14 protein-coding genes are annotated in these 18376 nt (G+C 39.0%); 12 read left to right on the top strand and 2 right to left on the bottom strand.

Features of this window, described 5'->3' with window-relative positions; genetic code table 11:
• Positions 1 to 69: 69 nt before the first annotated feature.
• The 5 genes from sucC to lpdA all read left to right on the top strand — a co-directional run bounded on the left by sucC (position 70) and on the right by lpdA (position 8017).
• Complete coding sequence (gene sucC, locus ACFIMX_RS00260; protein WP_375639458.1) at positions 70 to 1266, top strand: ADP-forming succinate--CoA ligase subunit beta; 1197 nt, start codon at positions 70 to 72, stop codon at positions 1264 to 1266.
• A gap of 3 nt (positions 1267 to 1269) precedes the next feature.
• Positions 1270 to 2172, top strand: coding sequence for a succinate--CoA ligase subunit alpha (sucD, locus tag ACFIMX_RS00255; protein WP_375639457.1), 903 nt, complete (start codon positions 1270 to 1272; stop codon positions 2170 to 2172).
• A 163-nt stretch (positions 2173 to 2335) separates the two neighbouring features.
• Entirely contained in the window at positions 2336 to 5335 is a 3000-nt protein-coding gene (locus ACFIMX_RS00250) for a 2-oxoglutarate dehydrogenase E1 component (RefSeq protein ID WP_375693874.1), read from the top strand.
• Positions 5336 to 5367: 32 nt separating this feature from the next.
• Positions 5368 to 6579, top strand: a complete 1212-nt coding sequence (gene odhB, locus ACFIMX_RS00245; RefSeq protein ID WP_375617432.1) for a 2-oxoglutarate dehydrogenase complex dihydrolipoyllysine-residue succinyltransferase — start codon at positions 5368 to 5370, stop codon at positions 6577 to 6579.
• 31 nt (positions 6580 to 6610) lie between these two features.
• A complete protein-coding gene (gene lpdA, locus ACFIMX_RS00240) occupies positions 6611 to 8017 on the top strand; it encodes a dihydrolipoyl dehydrogenase (protein ID WP_375617431.1) in 1407 nt (468 codons plus the stop codon).
• A 1015-nt stretch (positions 8018 to 9032) separates the two neighbouring features.
• On the opposite strand, the gene ACFIMX_RS00235 is transcribed toward lpdA, so the two are convergent.
• A complete protein-coding gene (locus tag ACFIMX_RS00235; protein WP_375617430.1) occupies positions 9033 to 10271 on the bottom strand; it encodes a saccharopine dehydrogenase NADP-binding domain-containing protein in 1239 nt (412 codons plus the stop codon).
• Between the two features lie 55 nt (positions 10272 to 10326).
• Entirely contained in the window at positions 10327 to 11424 is a 1098-nt protein-coding gene (locus tag ACFIMX_RS00230) for a carboxynorspermidine decarboxylase (RefSeq protein WP_375639548.1), read from the bottom strand.
• A gap of 167 nt (positions 11425 to 11591) precedes the next feature.
• On the opposite strand from ACFIMX_RS00230, the gene ACFIMX_RS00225 reads away from it, so the two are divergent.
• From ACFIMX_RS00225 to mnhG, 7 genes are all read left to right on the top strand, one after another.
• Entirely contained in the window at positions 11592 to 12089 is a 498-nt protein-coding gene (locus ACFIMX_RS00225) for a BA14K family protein (protein ID WP_375617429.1), read from the top strand.
• Between the two features lie 229 nt (positions 12090 to 12318).
• A complete protein-coding gene (locus ACFIMX_RS00220; protein WP_375617428.1) occupies positions 12319 to 15240 on the top strand; it encodes a monovalent cation/H+ antiporter subunit A in 2922 nt (973 codons plus the stop codon).
• The gene (locus ACFIMX_RS00215; protein ID WP_375617427.1) at positions 15240 to 15581 is read left to right on the top strand and encodes a Na+/H+ antiporter subunit C; all 342 of its coding nucleotides are present in this window, start codon (positions 15240 to 15242) and stop codon (positions 15579 to 15581) included. Before ACFIMX_RS00220 ends, ACFIMX_RS00215 begins: the two co-directional genes overlap by 1 nt.
• Positions 15581 to 17203, top strand: coding sequence for a monovalent cation/H+ antiporter subunit D (locus tag ACFIMX_RS00210; RefSeq protein WP_375639453.1), 1623 nt, complete (start codon positions 15581 to 15583; stop codon positions 17201 to 17203). Before ACFIMX_RS00215 ends, ACFIMX_RS00210 begins: the two co-directional genes overlap by 1 nt.
• Positions 17200 to 17685, top strand: coding sequence for a Na+/H+ antiporter subunit E (locus ACFIMX_RS00205; RefSeq protein WP_375693873.1), 486 nt, complete (start codon positions 17200 to 17202; stop codon positions 17683 to 17685). Before ACFIMX_RS00210 ends, ACFIMX_RS00205 begins: the two co-directional genes overlap by 4 nt.
• On the top strand, positions 17682 to 17963 hold the full coding sequence (locus ACFIMX_RS00200; RefSeq protein ID WP_375639451.1) for a K+/H+ antiporter subunit F: 282 nt from the start codon (positions 17682 to 17684) through the stop codon (positions 17961 to 17963). Before ACFIMX_RS00205 ends, ACFIMX_RS00200 begins: the two co-directional genes overlap by 4 nt.
• Positions 17960 to 18370, top strand: a complete 411-nt coding sequence (gene mnhG, locus ACFIMX_RS00195; protein WP_375614351.1) for a monovalent cation/H(+) antiporter subunit G — start codon at positions 17960 to 17962, stop codon at positions 18368 to 18370. The genes ACFIMX_RS00200 and mnhG overlap by 4 nt, the downstream gene beginning before the upstream one ends.
• Positions 18371 to 18376: the final 6 nt, after the last annotated feature.

Here is an 18376-nt window from a genome sequence, read left to right as displayed (position 1 = left end):
ATTAAAATAAGTATTTAGAATGTTAAAACTTTAGGATTAATAAGATCCATAAAAGAAAAGGACAAATGCATGAATATCCATGAGTATCAGGCCAAACGTCTGCTTCATGAATATGGAGCACCAATTGCAAATGGTGTCGCTGTTTATTCTGTAGAGCAAGCTGAAAAATGGGCGGAAAAATTGCCTGGACCTCTCTATGTGGTTAAAAGTCAGATACACGCTGGTGGTCGTGGTAAGGGTAAGTTTAAAGAACTTGGTCCTGATGCAAAGGGTGGTGTTCGGCTTGCACAATCTGTTGAAGAAGTTGTTGCAAATGTTCAAGAAATGCTTGGAAAAACTTTGGTAACCAAACAAACTGGTCCAGAGGGTAAGCAGGTCAACCGCCTTTATATTGAAGATGGTGCCGATATTGAACGGGAGCTTTATCTTTCACTTTTGGTTGATCGTAGCGTTGGTCGAATTGCTTTTGTTGTTTCAACAGAAGGTGGAATGGATATTGAAACGGTTGCTGAAGAGACACCAGAAAAAATATTCACGCTTCCCATTGATGCTGTAGAGGGTGTTACTTCAGCTGATTGTGCAAGACTTTGTGATGCGTTGAAACTACAAAGTAGTGCGCGAGAAGATGGTGAAAAGCTTTTTTCGATTCTCTATAAGGCATTTTGTGAAAAAGATATGAGCCTTTTAGAAATCAATCCGCTTATTGTGATGAAAGATGGTCACTTGCGTGTTCTTGATGCGAAAGTTTCTTTTGATAATAATGCTCTGTTTCGTCATCCAGATATTTTAGAATTGCGCGATCTTTCAGAAGAAGATCCAAAGGAAATAGAAGCATCAAAGCATGATCTTGCTTATGTTGCTCTTGAGGGTACGATTGGTTGCATGGTTAATGGTGCTGGGCTTGCTATGGCAACAATGGATATCATTAAGCTTTATGGAGCAGAGCCAGCGAATTTTTTGGATGTTGGTGGTGGAGCAACAAAAGAAAAGGTGACAGCTGCTTTTAAAATTATTACGGCCGATCCAAATGTTAAGGGCATTTTAGTTAACATTTTTGGTGGTATTATGCGTTGTGATGTCATTGCTGAAGGTGTGGTTGCTGCTGTTCGTGAGGTTGGTTTAAAGGTTCCCTTGGTTGTTCGTCTTGAAGGTACTAATGTTGAGCAAGGTAAAACAATTATCAATGAGAGTGGTTTGAATGTTATTCCTGCTGATGATTTAGATGATGCTGCCCAAAAAATTGTTGCAGCCGTGAAGGGAGCTTAAGCTATGTCAATTCTTGTGAATAAAGAGACAAAAGTTCTAGTTCAAGGGCTTACAGGAAAAACAGGAACATTTCATACAGAACAGGCACTTGCTTATCATGGTACGCAAATGGTTGGTGGCGTTAATCCTAAAAAGGGTGGAGAAACATGGGAAGGTTTAAAAGGCGAAACTCTTCCTATTTTCGCTAATGTTGCAGAAGCAAAAGAAAAAACAGGTGCAGATGCTTCCGTTATTTATGTTCCTCCTGCAGGGGCTGCGGCAGCTATTATAGAGGCTATAGAAGCTGAAGTTCGTTTAATTATCTGTATTACGGAAGGTATTCCCGTTATGGATATGGTTAAAGTGAAGGCGCGATTAGAAAACTCAAAGTCTCGTCTTATTGGTCCTAATTGTCCCGGTATTCTTACACCAAATGAATGTAAAATTGGTATTATGCCTGGTTCTATTTTTAGAAAAGGTTCTGTTGGGGTTGTCTCGAGGTCGGGAACTTTAACTTATGAAGCCGTTTTTCAAACGAGTCAGGAAGGTCTCGGACAAACAACTGCTATAGGGATTGGTGGCGATCCTGTTAAGGGTACTGAATTTATTGATGTGTTGGAAATGTTTTTAGCGGATGATGAAACCGAGTCTATTGTTATGATTGGTGAGATTGGTGGTTCTGCTGAAGAAGAAGCAGCACAGTTTCTGCAAGATGAAGCAAGAAAAGGTCGAAAAAAGCCAGTTGTTGGCTTTATTGCTGGCCGTACGGCTCCTCCAGGACGTACAATGGGACATGCTGGTGCTGTTATTTCTGGTGGTAAAGGTGGAGCAGAAGATAAAATTGCGGCAATGGAATCAGCAGGGGTTCGTGTGTCTTCTTCGCCATCACAGATAGGTAAGACTTTGATGTCAGTTTTGAAAGGCTAAAAGAAAGTTTCACCTGAATAAGAAAAGGTTCTTAGATTCAGGTGAGAAAACTTGAGTATAAAAAGGTAAAACTTTTTTGAATGTTCGAATCACTGCTTGTTTGTAAGCATTTAAAGGTCAAAAAGAGATATAAGGAGACGGAATAAATGTTCCGGAGAAGTATATGGCAAGGCAGGACGAAATAAATAGCCTTTTTGCACAGACATCATTTCTTTATGGTGGGAATGCGGATTATATAGATCAACTTTATGCTCAATATGAAAAAGATCCTACCAGTGTTGATTCACAGTGGCGTGCTTTTTTTGAAGGACTTCATGATAATAAAGAAGATGTTCTTAAAAATGCTGAAGGAGCAACATGGCAGCGTGATCATTGGCCATTAAAAGCAGAGGGTGAATTGATTTCTGCTCTTGATGGTGATTGGTCTTCTCTTGAAAAATATTTTGGCGATAAATTAAAGGAAAAAGCAATAACAGGTGCTGCACAAAAGGGAAAAACTTCCAGTGAACAAGATATTATTCGTGCAACACGTGATTCCGTTCATGCAATTATGATGATTCGTGCGTTTCGAGAACGGGGACATCTTCATGCGCAACTTGACCCTCTTCAATTGTCCGAAAAACAAGAAGATTATAAGGAACTTTCTCCAGAAGCGTATGGTTTTACTCCAGCTGATTACGAGCGTCCCATTTTTATTGATAATGTTTTAGGGTTGGAATATGCAACTATTCCGCAAATGCTTGAGATTCTCAATCGTACCTATTGTTCAACAATCGGTGTGGAATATATGCATGTTTCTGATCCGGTTCAGAAAGTATGGCTTCAAGAACGCATTGAAGGGCGAGATAAAAAAAATTCTTTCACACACCAAGACAAGAAAGCTATTCTGAATAAGCTTATTCAGGCAGAGGGATTCGAACAGTTTTTAGACACTAAATATAAAGGCACAAAGCGTTTTGGACTCGATGGTGGTGAGGCGCTGATTCCCGCTCTTGAGCAGATTATCAAATGTGGTAGTGCTTTGGGGGTGCAGGAAGTTATTTTAGGGATGGCACATCGTGGTCGTTTAAATGTTCTTTCACAAGTTCTTGCCAAACCGCATAGGGCTATTTTTCATGAATTCAAAGGGGGATCTTACAAGCCTGATGATGTGGAGGGATCCGGTGATGTCAAATATCATTTGGGAACTACCGCTGATCTGGACTTTGATGGTAAAAAAGTTCATTTATCGCTGTTGGCCAATCCATCTCATCTTGAGATTGTTGATTCGGTTGTTATGGGAAAAGCACGTGCTAAACAAGATCAACTTATGGGACATGCGCATACTGATTTACTCCCATTAAGTGAGCGTTCAAAAGTGATGCCATTGCTTATTCATGGTGATGCCGCTTTTGCAGGACAAGGCGTTATCCAAGAAACTTTTGGTCTTTCAGGTCTTAAAGGTTATCGTGTTGCAGGCTCACTTCATGTTATTATCAATAACCAGATTGGTTTTACAACATCTCCACGTTTTTCACGTTCTTCGCCTTATCCATCAGATGTCGCAAAAATGATTGACGCACCAATTTTCCATGTGAATGGTGATGATCCTGAGGCAGTTGTTTTTGTTGCCAAAATAGCAACAGAGTTTCGCCAAATTTTCCATAAACCAGTGGTTATTGATATGTTTTGTTATCGCCGTTATGGGCATAATGAAGGTGATGAACCTTCCTTTACGCAGCCGCTTATGTATAAAGCAATACGTAATCATAAAACAACACTTCAACTTTATAGTGACCAATTGGTAGCAGAAGGAATGGTTACTTCAGAAGAGATTGAGCAACAAAAAAAATTATGGCGCGATAAGCTTGAAGGTGAACTTGAAGCAAGTGCTTCTTATAAACCTAATAAGGCTGATTGGCTTGATGGAAGCTGGACGGGACTCAAAGCTTTTAGTAGTTCTGATGAGCAGCATTCTAGAACAACTGGTGTTGAATTAAAAACTTTAAAGGAAATTGGTCAGAAAATTGTTGAAATTCCGGCAGATTTTCACGTTCACAAAACCATTCAACGTTTTTTAAATAATCGTGCTAAAATTTTTGAAACCGGTGAGGGTGTTGACTGGGCAACTGCTGAAGCTTTAGCTTTTGGTTCACTTTGTTTGGAAGGAGCACCGGTTCGTCTTTCCGGTGAAGATGTTGAACGGGGAACTTTTTCACAACGTCATTCAGTTCTTTATGACCAAGAAAATGAGGCGCGTTATATTCCTTTGAATCATTTACAAAAGGGGCAAGCGCTTTATGATGTTGTTAATTCTATGCTTTCTGAAGAAGCTGTTCTTGGTTTTGAATATGGATATTCTCTTGCTGAACCACGAGGATTAACACTTTGGGAAGCACAATTTGGTGATTTTTCTAATGGTGCACAGGTCATTTTTGATCAATTTATTTCATCCGCAGAGCGTAAGTGGCTTCGTATGTCTGGTCTTGTGTGTTTATTGCCTCATGGTTTTGAAGGGCAAGGGCCGGAGCATTCTTCTGCACGTTTAGAACGGTTTCTTCAACTTTGTGCGGAAGATAATATGCAGGTTGCTAATTGTACAACCCCTGCAAATTATTTTCATATTTTGCGTCGACAAATTAAGCGTGATTTCCGGAAGCCATTGATTTTGATGACACCGAAATCACTTTTACGTCATAAGCGAGCTGTTTCTTTTCTAAATGAAATGGGGCCAGAAACAAGTTTTTGTCGTGTGTTGCTTGATGATGCAGAATGTCTCAAAGATTCTGTCATTAAGTTGCAAAAAGATAATAAGATTCGCCGTGTCGTTCTTTGTACTGGTAAGGTTTATTACGACCTTTATGAAGAACGTGAAAAAAGGGGTATTGATGATGTTTACCTCCTTCGTGTTGAACAGCTTTATCCTTTCCCTGCAAAAGTTTTGGTGAATGTATTATCGCGCTTTTTGCAGGCGGAAGTTTTTTGGTGCCAAGAGGAACCAAAAAACATGGGGGCTTGGTCATTTATTGAGCCTTATTTGGAATGGGTTTTGACGCATATTAATGCGCAATATTCACGTGCTCGTTATGCAGGACGTTCTGCGAGTGCGTCACCGGCCTCTGGGTTAATGGTGAAACACCTTGAACAACTGGCTGCGTTTCTTAAAGACGCGTTAGGTTCTTAATTTATTACTACTCTGATGTATGGAAAAATATTATGACTACTGAAATTCGTGTTCCTACTTTGGGCGAATCGGTTACCGAAGCAACGGTTGGCAAATGGTTTAAAAAACTTGGCGAAGCTGTCGCTATGGATGAGCCTTTGGTTGAATTAGAAACTGATAAGGTAACCGTTGAAGTTCCTTCTCCTGTTGCTGGGAAATTATCTGAAATCATTGCAAAAGAAGGCGATACGGTTGAAGTAAATGCTCTTTTAGGAGTGGTGAAGGCTGGAGAAGCTGGTATCTCCCAATCACTTTCACCTTCTGCTACACTTGTTCCAGCGGCTTCATCTGAATCGGAGAAGCCTGCTTTGAGCAGTGCAATGCCTCCTTCTCCTTCAGCAGCAAAATTGATGGCTGAAAATAATGTTGCAAAAAGCGATATTTCAGGTTCTGGAAAACGTGGACAAATTCTTAAAGAAGATGTTCTTGGTGGATTAAAACAAAGTACAAATGCTCCTACACCCTCTTCTTCTGCGACGAGTTCTTCGGCAACTCCTGTCCAAGAAACACGTGAAGAGCGGGTTCGTATGACGAAATTGCGTCAAACAATTGCTCGCCGTCTTAAAGATGCACAAAATGTAGCAGCAATGTTAACCACATTTAATGAGGTTGATATGTCAGCGGTGATGGATTTGCGCAAGCGTTATAAGGATATTTTTGAAAAGAAACATGGTGTTAAACTTGGTTTTATGGGTTTTTTTACCAAGGCTGTTTGTCATGCATTAAAAGAACTTCCTGCTGTTAATGCAGAGATTGATGGGACAGATATTGTTTACAAAAACTATGTCAATGTTGGAATTGCTGTTGGAACGGATAAAGGGCTTGTTGTTCCAGTGGTGCGAGATGCAGATCAAATGTCATTGGCAGAGATTGAAAAAGAGATTGGTCGTTTGGGGCGTCTTGCGCGTGATGGAAAATTAGCCGTTTCTGATATGCAGGGCGGAACTTTTACCATTACCAATGGTGGTGTGTATGGATCGTTGATGTCAACACCGATTTTGAATGCACCACAATCTGGTATTTTGGGAATGCATGCGATTAAAGAGCGAGCAATGGTTGTTGAGGGTCAAGTTGTGATCCGCCCCATGATGTATTTAGCGCTTTCTTATGATCACCGTATTGTGGATGGGCAAGAAGCTGTGACTTTCCTTGTGCGTGTTAAGGAAAGCTTAGAAGATCCGGAACGCCTTGTTCTTGATTTGTAAAATACAGTTTTCAGGATGAAAGGAGAAACGGATGTCTTATGATGTGGCTGTGATCGGAGCGGGTCCAGGTGGTTATGTAGCAGCAATAAAAGCGGCGCAGCTGGGACTTAAAGTAGCAATTATTGAAAAGCGTACAACATTAGGAGGAACATGTCTCAACGTTGGTTGTATTCCTTCTAAAGCGTTGTTGCATGCTTCAGAAGTGTTTTCTGAAACCCAGCATGGTTTTGAAACGCTTGGTATTTCTATTGGTAAATCTAAGCTTAATCTTGAACAAATGATGGTTCATAAGAAAGCTGTGGTGACAGCCAATACGAGTGGTGTTTCTTTTTTGATGAAAAAAAATAAAGTTGATACTTTTTTGGGGACAGCCAAAATTTTGAGTGCGGGTCATGTAGAAGTTGTTGCCAGAGATGGTAATAAACAAACAATTGAAACAAAAAATATTATTATTGCTACCGGTTCAGAGAGTTCAGGCATTCCAGGAGTGAATGTTGAAATTGATGAAAAGACTATTGTTTCTTCTACGGGAGCTCTTTCACTTGAAAAAGTACCAACGCATATGATTGTAGTAGGTGCTGGTGTCATTGGTTCAGAACTTGGATCAGTTTGGAGCCGTTTAGGTGCTAAGGTGACCATTATTGAGTATCTTAATAAAGTTTTGGGCTCAATGGATGGTGAAGTTTCACGGCAATTTCAGAAATTAATGGAAAAACAGGGGATTGAATATAAAACGGGTGCAAAGGTAACAGCTGTTACACAATCTGGTTCAACTGCTCAGGTGAGCTTTGAATCTGTCAAAGGTGGTGAATCTGAAACTTTAGAGGCTGATGTTGTGCTTATTGCTACTGGACGTTCTCCTTATACAGAGGGGCTTGGCTTACAAGAGGTTGGTGTTCAGTTAGATGAACGCGGATTTATTTCAATTGATGCTCATTGGCAGACGAATGTTCCAGGAATTTATGCGATTGGTGATGTTGTAAAAGGGCCAATGCTAGCACATAAAGCAGAGGAAGAAGGCGTTGCTGTGGCAGAAATTTTGGCAGGTCAAAAAGGGCATGTTAATTTTGATGTTATTCCTAGTGTTGTTTATACACAGCCGGAAATTGCGAGTGTAGGAAGGACAGAAGAAGAGCTAAAAACTGCTGGTATTGAATATAATGTTGGCAAATTTCCTTTTATGGCCAATGGTCGTGCACGTGCAATGCAAAAGAGTGATGGGTTCGTTAAAATCCTTTCTGATAAAAAAACAGATCGGGTATTAGGGGGGCATATTCTTGGATTTGGTGCTGGTGAAATGATCCATGAAATTGCAGTTTTAATGGAATTTGGTGGTTCATCAGAAGATCTGGGACGTTGTTGCCATGCACATCCTACCTTATCAGAAGCCGTGCGTGAGGCAGCTTTGGCAACATTTGCTAAACCACTTCATATTTAAAAAGCTTTTAAAAAGTAAATTTTAAAAGGTACGGAGGGCAGAAAATATTTGTGAAGCATGCAACAACATTTTAAAACTTAAAAAAAGAATATAACCAATTGTATTGAAATGTCCCATTTGTTGTATGCTTTTCGATAATTACTGTTTTAGATATCTGTTGTGCATTTTTGATTGATTATTCTGTTGTGCAATATCGTTTAGAGCGGTGGTGTTTAGTCTATGTAAAGTTTTATATATGGGGTAGTTTTTATACTGTTATAAAATATTTAAGATAAGATTCTGAACCTATCTGCGTGCTTTGTGTTAAGAAAACATCTCTCAAAATGCTTAAATCTACTTCGCGATGTGTTCATGAATGGTATAGCTGTAAAGTTCCTCTTGAAATATATGAAATTCATTCAAACTGTTATAAGACCTATTGTGCACTATAATCTTTATGTTTAGTAAAAGTACACGCTGGTATTATAATACACTTTTTCAGTTCTCAATATTGCTAAAGCTCTTTATTATTTGAGAGTTTGTGATTAAGAGAATTTTACAGTATTCAGCGTTATAAATCAACATGTTGTATATGATGGTGAATCATATGAAGAGAGAAGCCAAGAGGAATTCACCCAAAGAAATTGAATTGTTTAATGATTGGTGTGGGTTAAGGATCTTTGTCATTTAAGATGAAGAGGGGAGGGATTAAATATTCTACAAAATACCGCTCTTCTTTAAAAGAGCGGTATTTTTATATCTTTTGTTTATGACACTATCTTTTGATGATAATGACAAGTTATACAGTGTGATTAAATTAGTTTTTTCTTCTCTGTTTTTCTTGATCATTGATCGCTATGTCTTAAAAAGATGCTATGTCTCTTCTTTAGGGTTGTTAAGAAATCGCAATGTTGCCAAAATATAACGAATAGCTAAAATTTTTTTGAAAACCATAATTACACGAGAATATTAAGTTTGTTTTCATTGGGCAGTTTTGTGATAACTTAAAAAATCAAGCATATGCTTTCTATAGGTATTAAAATTGTAATTTTTTATCCTCTTGTTGTTCTCTTATAAAAGTGGGAAGCCCCATATGATCAAGATATTTAAGGAAAGGGTGGGGTGGTAATTCTTCCACATTGACCATAGTTTTAACATCCCATTCACCTGTGGCAATAAGAAGAGCTGTTGCGGCTGCTGGTACGCCAGCCGTATAGGAAATGCCTTGTGCCCCAGTTTCATGAAAAGCTTGTTTGTGATCGGCTATATTATAGATAAAAATTTCTCTCGGGTTTCCATCTTTTTCGCCTTTAATAAGATCTCCAATACAGGTTTTTCCTGTGTAGTCTGGGGCAAGAGAGGAAGGGTCGGGTAAGACGGCCTTTACGACTTTCAAGGGCACGACTTCTTGTCCTTCTGCTGTCCTAATGGGCTGTTCAGATAAGAGACCAAGATTTTTCAGAACCGTAAAAACAGTGATATAACGATCACCAAATCCCATCCAGAAACGGACATTCTCTACATCAAGATTTTTGGAAAGTGAATGAATTTCATCATGTCCTGTCATATAGGCTTTTTGTTTTCCCACAACGGGAAGATCCCATTCATGGCTGACTTCAAACATTTTATTGGAAGTCCATTTTTTATTTTGCCATGACCATACTTGTCCTGTAAATTCACGGAAGTTAATTTCTGGATCAAAATTTGTAGCAAACCAACGTCCATGATTTCCAGCATTAATATCAATAATATCAATATCTGTGATTTTATCAAAATAATCATCGCGCGCTAATGCTGCATAAGCATTTACTACACCTGGGTCAAAACCTGCTCCTAAAATAGCGGTTATACCAGCTTTTTCACATTCTGGACGCCGAGGCCATTCATAATTGCCATACCAAGGAGGTGTTTCACAAATTTTCAATGGGTCTTCATGAATCGCTGTATCGATATAAGCGCATTTGGTTTCAATACAAGCTGAAAGAACAGACATATTAAGAAAAGCAGAACCAACATTAATGACAATTTCACATTTGGTCTTTTGGATGAGCTTTATAGTTTCTTCTACATTCATGGCATTGAGCGAATGGCTTTTGAGAACACCTTGCTCTTTCATTGTGTTTTTTTCTTTAATAGAAGCAATGATGGCTTCACATTTTTTGAGTGTTCGTGAAGCAATATGAATTTCACCAAGAATATCGTTGTTTTGAGCACATTTGTGTGCAACAACTTGTGCAACACCTCCAGCACCAATAATGAGAACATTTTTTTTCATTGTAGGTTCATCTCCCTTTTTAATACTGTTGTATGACGTTTTTTATGGTTTATCTTTATGAAAGGCTTTCCTGATAGTCGTTATAGCTGAATTGGCGTTGAAGTGTTAATGTATCATCGCACTCTTTGAGAACAATAGCAGGCATTGTAACGCCATTAAACCAGTTTTTCTTGACCATTGTATAACCTGCTGCATCCTGAAAAGACAGCCTATCGCCTATTTTAAGAGGTTTTTGAAATTGAAATGTTCCAAAAATATCGCCGGCAAGACAAGATTTTCCACAAATCATAATTTCGTGTGGTCCTAGATTAGGTTCTAATTTGGCATTTTCACGATAAATGAGAAGATCAAGCATATGTGCTTCAATTGAGCTATCAACGATGGCTAGATTCTTTTCATTATACAATGTGTCAAGAACACTGACTTCTAATGTGGTGCTTTTGGTAATAGCAGCTTCTCCTGGTTCTAGAAAAAGAGTAACACCATGAGTTTTAGAAAATTGTTTTAAGCGTTTTGCGAAAGCTTCTAGAGGATAATTTTCAGCCGTAAAATGGATTCCGCCGCCAAGGCTTATCCAGTCAACAGCAGAAAAAAGTTCTGCAAATTTTTCTTCCATATATCCAAGCATTTGGTTAAAAAGATTAAAGTCAGCATTTTCACAATTGTTATGGATCATCAATCCGTTGATAAGAGGCAGAACTTCTTTGATAGCGCTTTGGTTTGTTTCTCCTAAGCGGCTAAAAGGGCGAGAGGGGTTGGCAAGATCAAAATTTGATGCGCTGATTCCTGGATTTAACCTTAAACCTCTTTGAATGGTTTTTGTTGCATCAGAAAAGCGTTGAAGCTGTTGGATGGAATTAAAGATGATTTTATCTGCATAACCACAGGCTTCATCAATTTCATCATCTGCCCAAGCCACTGAATAAGCATGGGTTTCTTTGCCAAATTTTTCTCTTCCTAAACGTAGTTCATAAAGGGATGATGATGTGGTTCCATCCATGAACTCAGACATTAAATCAAAAACACTCCATGTGGCAAAACATTTTAAAGCAAGTAAAATTTTAGCTCCGGACATTTCCCGTAAACGAGAAATTGTTTGCATGTTTTTGATGAGTTTCGATTTGTCTATAAGATAGTAGGGGGTTTTTATCATCATTTATTCATTCTTTTTTGAAGGATCTTATTGCCAAGATCAACGTTTAGTACAAAGAGTAACAGAATGTCTCAAGAAAAAAGAATCTTAAGAAAAGAATCTGTTTCTGTCTAGCAAGAGAAAGGCTTTCTGTAATTACTGTTGTTTATTATGTTGAGTTTTTTGTTATGAGTATGAAAAAAAAATTATATTATGCTTTAGCTTTTGTATTTGCTAGCAGTTTTTTCATTATAACAACCACTCTTGTTAATTGGGGGCAAAATAGAAGTGACGCTAAAGCCAAACTGGTTACTCAGACTTCTGTCCTAGATAGTTCGGTGCCTCTGATTTTTACGGGGCGTAGAGAACTTAATGGTTTCAAAGGTTATCGTCATTATCGGCGTGGTTATCGTAAATACAGTGATAATTGGTGGTATCCTGAAGTGGCATTTGTTACATCGCCGCACTTAAGCACAAAAGGCGCATCATTAAAAGTTGTACCAGATGCTAAAAAAGTGTTTTTAACGTCTTCTTCGGAAAAATTAGAAAAAAAAGAGCCATGGATGCTTAAACAACATATTGAATCTTGCCGTGCGCGTTATCGCTCTTATAATAAAAATGATAATAGTTTTCAGCCTTTTCATGGGGGGCGTAGGCAGTGTTTATCACGCTTTTTTAAAGGATAGAAATTAAATAAAATTTTAATTGCTTCTTGTCGTGGGCGTTATTGTTCTTACAATAAAGAGAAGACTTTTGTTGTGCGCAGTATTTTCATGCCAGCATTGTTTTTTTAAAAATTTTAAATGCTTTTAAGTTTTATTAAATCTTATTATCATTAAGTGTGGAATGGGGGGTGAGAATATAAGTTTTTATTTTGTCGATGACAAAATATTAAGGCAAAATGGAGTTTAAAGAATGACAACACGGGAAGCAATGTTGGTATTGCTTGTTTTGCTTCCCTTTGGTGGAAGTGCTGTCATTGGCTTTTTTCGTTCGACAGCAAAAAATAATGAAGCGTGGTTTGCTGGGGTTGTCGCACTTTTCTGTCTTATTTTTACAATAATGCTTTATCCGGAAGTTCGCGGAAACCACATAGTGCGTTTAGATATTTCTTGGCTTCCAGAATGGGGAAGCGATTTGATTCTCCGCATAGATGGTTTGTCGTGGCTTTTTTGCTTGCTTATTACAGGGATTGGGCTGCTTGTTGTCATTTATTCACGTTATTACATAGATCCAGCGGATTCTGTACCGCGTTTTTTTTCCTTTTTTTTGGCCTTTATGGGATCAATGATAGGAATAGTTTTATCAGGTAATCTCGTCTTTTTGGTTGTTTTCTGGGAACTCACCAGTATTTTTTCTTTTTTGCTGATCGGCTATTGGTACCATAATGCAAGTGCGCGTGAGGGTGCGCGTATGGCTCTAACGATCACAGGTTTTGGCGGCTTTGCCCTTTTTATTGGAGTTTTATTGATTGGGTATACTGTTGGCAGTTTTGATTTGGATAAGGTTCTGCAGTCTGGAGATATGATCCGGTCAAGTTCTCTTTATAGTCCTATCCTTATTTGCATTTTATTGGGAGGGTTAACAAAAAGCGCGCAATTTCCCTTTCATTTTTGGCTACCCAACGCGATGGCTGCTCCAACCCCTGTATCGGCTTATTTGCATTCGGCAACAATGGTAAAAGCGGGATTGTTTTTGCTTGTTCGTTTATGGCCTGTGCTCTCTGGAACAGAATCTTGGTTTTGGCTGGTTGGCTTTTCAGGACTCTCAACTCTTCTTCTAGGTGCTTATTTTTCCATGTTTCAGCAAGACTTGAAAGGACTGCTTGCGTACTCGACTATTAGTCATCTTGGATTAATTACAACACTTTTAAGTCTTGGTAGTTCACTTGCATGTGTTGCGGCAATCTTTCATATGGCTAATCATGCTACTTTTAAAGCTTCTTTATTTATGGCTGCTGGCATTATTGATCACGAGACGGGAACACGTGATATGCGTAAACTGTCAGGGCTTTATCGTTCTATGCCTATCACAGCAACTCTTGCTTTAGTTGCGAGTGCAGCGATGGCTGGGGTTCCTTTGTTGAATGGTTTTTTATCGAAAGAGATGTTTTTTGCTGAAGCTGTTGAAACGCATATGGAATCATGGCTCGATTGGATTGCGCCTTATGTGGCAACGCTAGCTAGTCTGTTTAGTGTGACCTATTCTATACGCTTTATTCATGGCGTTTTTTTAGGACAAAAGCCTGACAATTTACCCAAGACTCCCCATGAACCACCGCATTTCATGCGTTTACCAATGGAGCTTTTGGTGTTTATTTGTTTAGCGGTTGGTATTTTTCCTAATTTAACAATAGGACCTATTTTAGATAATGCGGTCGTGTCTGTTTTAGGAACAATGACAATTCCTTATAGTTTGGCTGTTTGGCATGGGTTTAACACTCCATTAGTGATGAGTTTTGTTGCATTATTAGGGGGCGGATTGCTCTATGCTGTCGGGCATCGTTATTTTTTATCCTGTGATGATGGGGCTCCTTTTTTCCGTCACTTAAAAGGACCGCGTATTTTTGAACGCATTCTCGTAATTATTTCTTGGAAATGGGCCCGTGCGGTGGAATCTGCTTTGTCAACACGCCGTTTGCAGATCCAATTGCATTGGATTTTTTGGGTCTGTTTTGCTTTTGTTGGTCTTTTACTTTGGTGCGATGGTTTCATTCCAGTGGGGACATTACCGCTTTTTCCACTTGATATTCCTTTTCTCGCTCTTTGGCTGGTTGGCGGATTATGTGCGCTTTTAGTTGCTTGGCGAGCAAAGTTTCATCGTCTTGCTTCACTTATGCTTTTAGGGGGAGCTGGTTTGATGACTTGTGCAACCTTTTTATGGCTTTCTGCTCCTGATTTAGCAATAACACAATTGGTTGTTGAGGTTGTTACAGTCGTTTTATTATTGCTTGGTTTACGGTGGTTGCCTAAACGTTTGCATGACCCTGGGCCGGCTGCTGTTCGTTTTTGGGTTCGCTTGCGTCGTTTCCGTGATTTCATCATATCCCTTGTAGGAGGTGCTGGTGTAGCATGGCTTTCTTTTGCAGTGATGACACGTCCCCAAGGTACAACGATTTCTGATTTTTTTCTAACGCATGCTTACTCAGATGCTGGTGGTCGCAATGTTGTGAATGTGTTATTGGTTGATTTCCGTGGTTTTGATACCATGGGAGAAATTGTGGTTTTGGGTGTTGTTTCCCTTACTGTTTTTGCCCTATTACGACGTTTTCGTCCTGCGCCTGAGAGTATTGATGCGCCTTTTCAACAACGTATCCAGAAAGCCTTTGATATAGCACAGCCTAATCGAAATGTAGGAGATACAGTATTGAATTATTTAGCTGTTCCTGCTGTTATTATGGGTTGGCTCTTTCCGATTATTATCGCTTTTGCTATTTATTTATTCATGCGAGGGCATGATCTGCCAGGAGGTGGATTTGTCGGTGGTATTACTTTGGCAATAGGATTTATTTTACAATATCTTGCACGCGATATTCGGTGGGTGGAAACGCATTTGAGAGTTTTACCTTTGCGTTGGATAGGCTTTGGCTTATTGTTGTCAGTCGTAACGGGGATGGGCTCTTGGTTTTTTGGATATCCTTTTTTAACATCCTTTTTTCGATATATTCATCTTCCGTTAATTGGGAAAGTTTCCATGGCATCCGCTTTTTTGTTTGATTTTGGTGTGCTTTCTCTTGTGTTAGGAGCAACTGTTCTCATTTTAATTGCGCTTGCACACCAGTCAATTCGGAGTTACCGAATCGGTAAGAAACCTATTTTAAAAGAGAAGGAAAATTAATGGAAATTGTTCTTTCTTTGGGTATCGGTGTTTTTGTCGGATCAGGTATTTGGCTTGTTTTGCGTCCACGTACTTTTCAAGTCATTCTTGGTTTGTCCTTGATCTCCTATGGTGTTAATCTTTTTATATTTTCAATGAGTAGACCGCGTAGTAATGCTGCTCCAATTGTTGATCCTACCCCTGTTATTAATCCAGCTAATTATGTCGATCCTCTCCCACAAGCCTTGGTTTTAACTGCAATTGTGATTGGTTTTGCAACAACAGCTTTATTTTTAGTTATCTTGTTGGTTTCACGTGGTTTAACGGGTTCTGATCACGTTGATGGACGTGAGGTGCAATAATGGAAATAGGAGTGCATCATCTCCTTATTTTGCCTATTCTTTTGCCGTTAATCACTGGAGCACTTCTTCTTTTTTATGATGAACGTCGTGCAAGACTTAAATCATTCATCAGTCTTTCTTCTGCGGGACTGTTGGTCGTTACTGCCATTTTATTGATTATACGTACTCTTGAAATAGCACCGGCTTGCGATGTTTATCGACTTGGTAATTGGCCGTCTTCTTTTGGAATTGTTTTAGTCCTTGATCGCTTAAGCGCTATGATGCTTTTACTTTCCAGCTTGTTGGTGACTAGCGTGTTGGTTTTTGCGCGGGCTCATTGGTACAAAGCTGGTTCTCATTTTCAGTCACTAATGCAATTTTTTATGGTGGGGATAAATGGTGCTTTTTTGACTGGTGATTTATTTAATTTATTTGTGTTTTTTGAAGTTATGTTAACAGCTTCCTATGGGCTTGCTTTGCATGGTTCTGGTCAAACACGCGTGCGCGCAGGGTTGCATTATGTCGTGGTTAATCTTGTTGCTTCATTATTTTTTTTAGTTGGTATAGCGCTCATTTATGGAGTCGTTGGTACTCTTAATATGGCCGATTTGGCTGTTAAAATAAAATATATATCTTCTACAGATATTGTTTTGTTCGAAATAGGTGTTGCACTTTTAGGTATTGCTTTTTTGCTTAAAGCGGGTATGTGGCCGCTTAATTTTTGGTTGGTGCCAACTTACAGTGCAGCAGTAGCGCCAGTTGGAGCTTCTTTTGCACTTTTGAGCAAGGTGGGTATTTATATTATTTTACGTTTAACGTTGCTATGGTTTGGTTCTGAAAGTGAATATTTTAACCATTTTGGTCATACGGTTTTGTTTTATGGTGGGCTTGCCACTATGATTGTTGGTTTTATTGGGGTATTGGCAAGCCAAGTTTTGGTGCGTTTGGCAGCTTATAGTGTCCTTGTCTCTTCTGGTACATTGTTGACTGCGATCGGGATAGGCAATGCAGCACTGACAGCAGGCGCACTTTTTTATATTGTTTCTTCAACTTTAGCACTGGGAGCTTTTTTTCTTTTGGTAGAGTTGGTTGAACGCTGTCAAGATGTGGCTGCTAATGTTCTTGCTGTCACAATGGAGGTGTATGGTGACGATGAAGAGGAGGAAGAAGATGAAGTTGGCATCTATTTTCCAGTAACCTTGGCAATTCTTGGAGCTTGTTTTGGTATCTGTGCCATTTTGATTATTGGATTGCCGCCTTTTTCTGGTTTTGTTGCTAAATTTATGATGTTCATGGCAATTTTAAACCACAGTAGAGAGGATTTTTCTGCCTCTCTACCGGTTTACCAAGATTGGCTTTTTGTAGTTTTTGTCACTCTCTCTGGTTTTGCGGCTTTGATTGCATTGACACGAACGGGTATCCGAACTTTTTGGGTTTCTCTTGAAGGGCGTATTCCCCGTGTGCAAGTGATAGAATTTGCGCCTATTGCCGTTCTCCTTGCTTTGTGTTTTCTTATAACAATTGTAGCCAGTCCTGTTAGTCATTATATGTCTGAAACTGCTAAGACTTTATATGAACCTCAAAACTATATTGGGAGCGTTTTAACGGATTTTTCTCTCGAAAATAGGGAGGTGAGTAAATGAATCGTTTTTGTCCTTCCCCTTTTTTCAGTGATGTCATTGTCCTTATGTGGCTTATTTTAAATGGTTTTAGTTTAGGGCAATTGCTTTTAGGGATTTTAACCGCTTTGTTTTGTGGTTGGATGATACGGCTTCTGGAGCCGGAGAAGGCTGTTATTAAAAGCTGGAGTGCGGTTTTTCGTCTCGTTTTTCGAGTATTTATAGATTCTATATTCTCAAATGTTTCGGTGACTTGGTTTGTTTTAACAAAAAGGTCTCGAGAGCAGAAATCTGGTTTTATTGTAGTACCTCTTCTGCTTCATAATCGCACTGCTTTGGCTATTTTAGCATGTATCCTTTCGGCAACCCCTGGAACTGCTTGGGTTGCCTATAATAGTAAAAAGGGTGAACTTTTGCTTCATGTCTTAAATTTAAAAAATGGATATGATTACAAACAGTTGATCAAAAAACGGTATGAGCAATTGCTTTTGGAGATTTTTTTATGAGTATGGTGATTCTTTATTGGGGGCTTTTCTTTTCACAGTTTTTTTTAAGTTTAGCGGTGATTTTCGCGCTGTTTCGGTTGATTTGTGGTCCACGGGCGCAGGATAGAATTGTTGGTTTGGATGCCCTTTATATAACTACTATTCTTTTGTTTCTTACATTCGATATTCGTTCAGGAACAACCACTTATTTTGTCGCAGCTCTCATTATTGGATTGTTGGGATCTGTCTCAAGCATCGCTTTGGCGAAATTTCTTATGCGGGGGGAGATTATTGAATGAAAGATGATATATCGCTTGTGGTTGCTATTGCTATCACAGTTTTCTTAATATTAGGGTCTGGATTGACATTGATCGCAACGATAGGTTTGGTGCGTTTTTCCAATTTTTATAAGCGTTTGCATATGCTTTCAGTATGTACGAGTTGGGGCGTTGGTAGTATTCTTATTTCTTCATTTCTTTATTCAATATTTGTGGACCATTATTTTGTTTTTCATGAAGTGTTGCTAATGTTTTTTTTATTTTTAACAGCGCCGGTAGCTTCTATGTTGCTCTCACATACAGCAGCTTATCGACATCATTCAGAAGAACAGTCAGAAAAACCGCTGGCTCTTTTATTACACCAGACGGAGGAAAAGTTACCCACGTCAGAAGGAACATCAAGAGATGAGAGCCAGCGCGGTTCTTGAAATGTA

It is taken from the genome of Bartonella sp. AD24XZML (assembly GCF_042196485.1).
In the GTDB taxonomy this organism is placed as follows: domain Bacteria; phylum Pseudomonadota; class Alphaproteobacteria; order Rhizobiales; family Rhizobiaceae; genus Bartonella.
Note: the sequence above shows the minus strand (reverse complement) of the source record. Positions and strands in the feature narration are given on the sequence as shown.